This is a genomic window from Mesorhizobium sp. M7A.F.Ca.CA.004.12.1.1, assembly GCF_003997835.1.
Taxonomy (GTDB): domain Bacteria; phylum Pseudomonadota; class Alphaproteobacteria; order Rhizobiales; family Rhizobiaceae; genus Mesorhizobium.
Map to the genome: position 1 here is coordinate 1 of NZ_RZRK01000340.1, position 6,267 is coordinate 6,267.

The window sequence follows — 6,267 nt, forward strand, 5'->3', positions numbered from 1 at the left end:
CTTGAGCAACGTGTCGTGGATGGCCTCGAACGTTCTCGAATTGCGCTCGTCGGAGCGCCGCGTCAGCGTTTCAAGCGTCTTCAAATCCTGGGCGAGGCCGGAAACAGCGGTCGTATTGGCGCTCGAACCGGCAAGTGATTGCACCGCGTTCTCGGCGGCTTCGCGCGCTGCGCCAAGGATGGAATCGCGGGTTCCTGCGAGCGACTTTTCAATTTCGTTGAGACGCGGGCTGATGTCCTCGAATTCCGGCAGCGGGGTGCTGGGCCTGGAAAGATGGGCGGACAGGCCGGCAACCTGTGCTTCCAGGCTGCGGATCAGCGCCGGATCGATGCCGGCCACCTGCGCGGCCGACGCATCCAGCCGGCTTGAAATGTCTTCGAGCCGGCTCTCCAGGCCGCGGATTGCGGCTTCGCCCGCGGGATCGGGTACACGCGTTTCCATACGCTTGGCGAGCGCCGTAAAGCGGGCATCGATGGCGTCCATGATGCCGGCGCTGTCGATCTGCGGCATGCGCTGGTCCAGCCTGTCGGCAACCTCATCCAGCCTGCGTTCGAGATCGCGGAACAGCATGTTGCCCTGTTCGATGGCGTCACCCTGGCGGCGTTCCATCATGCTCGACAGCACGTCGAAGCGCTGCTCCAGCCCATGGAAGATGTAGTCGGCGTCAGGCATGGCTGGTGCCTGGTCGATCTTGTCAGCGATGAGTGCAATCTGCTTGGCCAGGCGCTCCATCGCCTGCTCCGGCAGATTGGCGCGGCCGGCGAGTTCGTCAACCCGGCCCGACAGCGTGCTTAACCGGTCCATGACCGCGTTGCCTGGACGATCCTGCGCCACTTCCTCGATCTGGCTGGCAAGTGAGTCGATCCGCCTCTCGATGCGCTCGAAAGCCTCGTGGTCGAATGAATTGGCTTGCGCGGCGACCGTGGATGCGACGATGGCGCGGGAAATCTCGTCCAGCCGCTCGTCGATCATGCCAAGCGTGTCGCTGCCGCGATTGTCCTGCTGGCTGGCCAAATGGTCGACGGCACCGGCAAGCGTGCGCACCTTCTCCTCCAACGAGCGCAGCGACAACGATTCCGGCAAATTGTTGACGGCATTGCTGATCTGCTCCAGCCGGGCGGTCAGAGCAGACAGGCCCGGGTCGTCCGAGCGCTTGCGCTGGTCGGCGTCGACGCGGTCTTCGAACGCCGTCCACCGGCGATCGAAATCGTCCCAGCGGCGGTCGACCTTCTGCACGCTCTCTTCGCGTGCCAGCGTTTCGAGTGCGGCTTTGACCTGTTCGAGTTCGAGCCGCAGCATGTTGACGCTTCTGTCGTCGCTCTTCTCGGCCAGTGTCTGGATGGCGCCCGAAAGCCGCTCGAACTCAAGGCCGAGTTCAGCACTGCCCTTGGCCGAAGCACCGGGCCTTGCCCCTGACTGGAAAGCCCGCTCGATGTCCTTGCGCAGCGCTTCGAATTCCCGCTGCAGGCCTGCGGTCATCTGGTGGCGCAATTCCTCGCGCATGCCGCGCAATTCGCCGGCGATCTTGCCGACCATGGCAACGCCGTCCTCCTGGCCGCGCACGCGATCAATGTCGCGGGCAATGGCCTGATAGTTCTGCTCGAAAGCGGCGGCTCCCTGAATCGGGCTCTTCGGTCGCGACGCGGGCTGCGGGTCCTCGTACCAGCGCTGCTGGCCAGCGGGCCGGGCCGCGGGATAGCGCGCATCGGCACCATATTGGCGTGGATCGGGTTGGCGGAGTTCGGGACGTGCCACCGGATCCTCGCGCGTCCGCTCCAGCCGCTGCTCCAGTGTCTCCAGCGACTGGTTCAACTGCTCGAGCGTGGTCTGCGGCCTGCGCTGCCTGCCGGCATTGAGTGTGTCGAGATAGGACCGCTTGCTGTTCATCGGTGCGTCCGTCTTTCAGAATGGCTGGCTCGCGGCCAGTTCCCCCAGGTCCCTATCGGAACGAAGGCGACCGGCGGCGATGCCGCGGCGGAAGACGAGCTTCCCGGGCTCTCGCCCGCGCTCCGAAAAACCGTGAAAAATTCGATACAGGATAAACACGGGTAGCCGACGCGCCCACATTTCCCCCAACGTGGTAAACAACGCGTTAACCAAACTTAAGAAATTGAAAGGATGCCGGCTGCCGGCCTGACGGTGCGGCATAAAGGGCGGCGCGCAGAACGCCCTTGCGTCATCATGCGGCAATCGGTATAGAATTGACGTAAACGTAAAAGGCGCATTGAGCGCATGTTTGCGATTTGTTTGTTGAAACCACGACTGGAAGCAGGCCCCCGCTTCCAGTCAGGCGACGCATGGTCCGAGACCGCGACGCCACCAGACGGGGAAAGCCAGTGACCATGAAGCTTATCTCGGCCGGCGAGACCGCGGCCAATACCAATATATCTGCCGAAACCGGCGAGGACCTCGTCCGCATCGGCGAGATGGCGAAAAAATATGGAGTGACGCTGCGCACGCTGCGTTTCTACGAAGACAAAGGCCTGCTCAACCCGCAGCGTGACGGGTCGACCCGTCTCTACACGCGCCGCGACAAGGCCCGCCTCAAGCTGATCCTGCTTGGCCGCAAGGTCGGGTTCTCGCTGCGTGACGTCAAGCAGATGATGGATCTCTACGATCCGACCGGTTCAAACACCAAGCAGCTCAAGCTCGCGCTGGACAAGTCGGAAAAGCAGCTTGCCCGCCTGCAGAAGCAAAGGGCGCTGATCGACGACGCCATCAACGAGCTGAGCGGCTCGATGTCGGCGGTGCGCCAGATGCTGAGCGAGCGTTCGGCGCCGCAGGCGAGCGCCGCCAGCTAAAACAAATCCGTTCGGATTTGCGGCAGACCAAGTCGTCTGCTGATTGTCTGAGTTCTGTCGAGCCGCGTGGCCTGCCACGCGGCTTTTCGTTGTCCTGGCCCACTCTCATGGCCTTTCGGCGCTGGCTTGCGCATCGTCGCGCCGCTACGCTCATTGCTCCAGTGGGCGGGGAATCTTGTCGCATCGAAAAAATTGACGTTTACGCAAACGTCAATTTTTGCTATCCCGCTCCCAATATGGGTCCGCATGCCGCCCCTGGCTTGTCTTCGGGGCATTCGGACCGGGTTTGCAGGGTGGAGAAAAAGCATGCCGACATACAGGGCTCCGGTCCAGGATACGCTGTTCGTGCTCAACGAGGTTCTGGGTTATCAGCGTTATTCGAACCTTCCCGGATTTGCCGACGCCACGCCCGATGTGCTCGAGGCGATCCTGGCCGAAGGCGCCAAGCTCGCCGAAAACGTCATGCATCCGCTGAACCGTGTCGGCGACATGGAAGGCTGTGTGCGTCACGACGATGGCTCGGTGACCACGCCGAAAGGCTTCAAGGAGGCGTTCGACCAGTATCGCGAAGGCGGCTGGATGGGGTTGGCCGCACCAGTCGAGTTCGGCGGCCAGGGCCTGCCCTATGCCGTGCATACCGCCGTCGCCGAATATATGGTCTCGGCCAATATGTCCTTGATGATGTATCCGGGCCTGACGCAAGGCGCGATCGCCGCGATCATCACCCACGGCACCGACGAGCAGAAGTCAACATGGTTGCCGAGGATGATCGAGGGTGCCTGGACCGGCACCATGAACCTGACCGAGCCGCATTGCGGCACGGATCTGGGCCTGTTGCGGACCAAGGCGGTGCCGAACGGCGATGGCACCTATAAAATTTCAGGCCAGAAGATCTTCATCTCGGCCGGCGAACACGACATGTCGGACAACATCGTCCATCTGGTACTGGCCCGCATCGAGGGTGCGCCGGAAGGCGTCAAGGGCATCTCTCTGTTCATCGTGCCGAAGCTCAAGCTCGACGCATCGGGCAATCCGGGCACCAGGAACACCGTCTCCTGCGGCTCGATCGAGGAGAAGATGGGCATCCATGGCAATTCGACCTGCGTCATGAACTATGACGAGGCTGAGGGCACGCTGCTCGGCGAGGCCAATGGCGGCCTGAAGGCGATGTTCACGATGATGAACGAGGCGCGCCTTGGTGTGGGCCTGCAGGGGCTGTCGCTGTCGGAGATCGCCTATCAGAACGCTGTCGGCTACGCCAAGGACCGTTTGCAGGGCCGCTCATTGTCGGGGCCGAAGGCGCCGGACAAGAAGGCCGACCCGATCATCGTCCATCCCGATATCCGCCGCAGCCTGATGACCATGAAGGCCTTCAACGAGGCCGGCCGCGCGCTGGCGCTGTGGACGGCGATCAAGTCCGACATTGCCCACCGCTCCGGCGACGACAAGGACCGCCAGGCCGCCGACGATTACACCGGCCTGATGACACCGGTGGTCAAGGGCGTGCTCACGGACAAGGGCTTCGACCACGCCGTCATGGCGCAGCAGGTGTTCGGCGGTCACGGTTATATCGAAGAGCACGGCATGAGCCAGTTCGTGCGCGATGCCCGCATCGCCATGATCTATGAAGGCGCCAACGGCATCCAGGCGCTCGACCTCGTCGGCCGTAAACTCGGCCTGAATGGCGGCCGCGCCGTGCAGGCCTTCTTCAAGGAGGTCGGTGAGTTCTGCGAGGAGAACCGCTCCGACGAGAAGATGGCGCCATTCACCAAGGCGCTGAAGAAAGGTCTCAACGATTTGCAGGCCGCCACCATGTGGCTGGTGCAGAACGGCATGGCCAAGCCCGACAATGCCGGTGCCGCCTCGACCGACTACATGCATCTCTTCGGCTTGGTCGCTCTGGGCTATATGTGGGCGCAGATGGCCAAGGTGGCACTTGGCAAGACGGACGCCAATGGCGCGCAATCTTTTTACGACAACAAGGTCGTGACGGGGCGCTTCTTCATGGAGCGGATCATGCCGGAGACGTCGGCGCATCTCGCCCGCATTTCGAGCGGCGCCGACACATTGATGGCACTGCCGGCGGAAGCGTTCTAAAGATGATCGGCGTCCTCCTCCCCCTTGAGGGGAGGGTGGCCCGAAGGGTCGGGAGGGGTCGCTGCGGCAGTGCGCCGGCCTCAGTTTCGATGATGCATGTCGGGAGGAGTATCATACCAGCATGACCAACCCAGCTGAAATCCTTGGCCTTCCGAAGCCCGCTTGGGCGGCGGACGAGGTCGGCATGCTCTACGACATGGCGCATCGCTTCATGTCGGAGGAGATCGCGCCGCGCTACGACGAGTTCGAGAAGAACGAGATGGTCGATCGTGAGAGCTGGCTGAAGGCAGGTTCCGCCGGCCTGCTCTGCGCCTCTATGCCGGAGGAATATGGCGGCTCCGGCGGCACCTTCGCGCATGAGAGCGCCATCATCGAGGCCATCGGCCATGTCGGCGTCGACGGTTTCGGCATCGGCCTGCACAATTCGATCGTCGCCCCTTACATCCTCCACTATGGCTCCGAGGAGCAGAAGAAGAAATGGCTGCCGAAACTGGCGACCGGCGAGCTGATCGGCGCCATCGCCATGACCGAGCCGGGCGCCGGCTCCGACCTGCAGGGCGTCAAGACGCGGGCGCAGAAGGATGGCAATCAGTACAAGATCAACGGCTCCAAGACCTTCATCACCAACGGCCAGCTTGCGAACTTCATCATCGTCGTCACCAAGACCGATCCGGAGAAGGGTGCCAAGGGCACCTCGCTGATCGTCGTCGAGACCGACGAGGTCGAAGGTTTTCAGCGCGGCCGTAACCTCGACAAGATCGGGCTCAAGGCCAACGACACGTCGGAGCTGTTCTTCAACGACATGCGCGTGCCGACCTCCAACCTGCTCGGCCATGAGGAAGGGCAGGGCTTCGTCCAGCTGATGCAGCAATTGCCGCAGGAGCGGCTGCAGATCGGCACCGGCGCCATTGCCATGATCGAGCGGGCGCTGGCGCTGACCATTGATTATGTCAAGGAACGCAAGGCGTTCGGCAAGGCGATCATCGATTTCCAGAACACCCAGTTCAAGCTGGCCGAACTCAAGACCGAGGCCACCGTCGGCCGCGTCTTCTACAATGATTGCGTCACCCGCCACATCGCCGGCGGCCTCGATCCTGTGACCGCGTCGATGGCCAAGTACTGGCTCAGCGACCTGCAGGGAAAAGTCGTCGACGAATGCCTTCAACTGCATGGCGGCTATGGCTACATGAATGAATACCCGATCGCCCGCATGTTCCGCGACGCCCGCGTCCAGCGCATCTACGGCGGCACCAACGAGATCATGAAATTGCTGATCGGCCGCTCTCTCTGAGAGCGACATCAGGCAAACCTAAGGAGCAAGCAAATGGCTGAAGCTTATGTCTATGACGCCGTGCGCACACCGCGCGGC

The 6,267-nt window shown here is 62.4% G+C and carries 3 protein-coding genes and 1 pseudogene; 3 read left to right on the plus strand and 1 reads right to left on the minus strand.

Annotation, left to right across the window (positions count from 1 at the left end; translation table 11 throughout):
* Positions 1-1,887: pseudogene (locus EN984_RS18595) on the minus strand (peptidoglycan-binding protein); the annotation flags it as partial.
* A gap of 455 nt (positions 1,888-2,342) precedes the next feature.
* Here EN984_RS18595 and EN984_RS18600 point away from each other — a divergent pair.
* The 3 genes from EN984_RS18600 (at position 2,343) to EN984_RS18610 (ending at position 6,189) form a co-directional block, all read left to right on the plus strand.
* Positions 2,343-2,801 carry a MerR family DNA-binding transcriptional regulator gene (locus tag EN984_RS18600; RefSeq protein WP_127270399.1) on the plus strand — a complete coding sequence of 153 codons (459 nt, stop codon included), beginning with the start codon at positions 2,343-2,345 and terminating at the stop codon, positions 2,799-2,801.
* A gap of 306 nt (positions 2,802-3,107) precedes the next feature.
* Complete coding sequence (locus EN984_RS18605) at positions 3,108-4,898, plus strand: acyl-CoA dehydrogenase (RefSeq protein ID WP_127270390.1); 1,791 nt, start codon at positions 3,108-3,110, stop codon at positions 4,896-4,898.
* A 121-nt stretch (positions 4,899-5,019) separates the two neighbouring features.
* Positions 5,020-6,189: an acyl-CoA dehydrogenase family protein gene (locus tag EN984_RS18610; protein WP_127270389.1), complete on the plus strand. Its 1,170-nt coding sequence runs from the start codon at positions 5,020-5,022 to the stop codon at positions 6,187-6,189.
* Positions 6,190-6,267: the final 78 nt, after the last annotated feature.

Excerpts from the sequence above, each read along its gene's own strand:
- EN984_RS18600 (WP_127270399.1), top strand. The coding sequence starts at position 2,343 with ATGAAGCTTATCTCGGCCGGCGAGACCGCGGCCAATACCAATATATCT.
- EN984_RS18605 (WP_127270390.1), top strand. The coding sequence starts at position 3,108 with ATGCCGACATACAGGGCTCCGGTCCAGGATACGCTGTTCGTGCTCAAC.
- EN984_RS18610 (WP_127270389.1), top strand. The coding sequence starts at position 5,020 with ATGACCAACCCAGCTGAAATCCTTGGCCTTCCGAAGCCCGCTTGGGCG.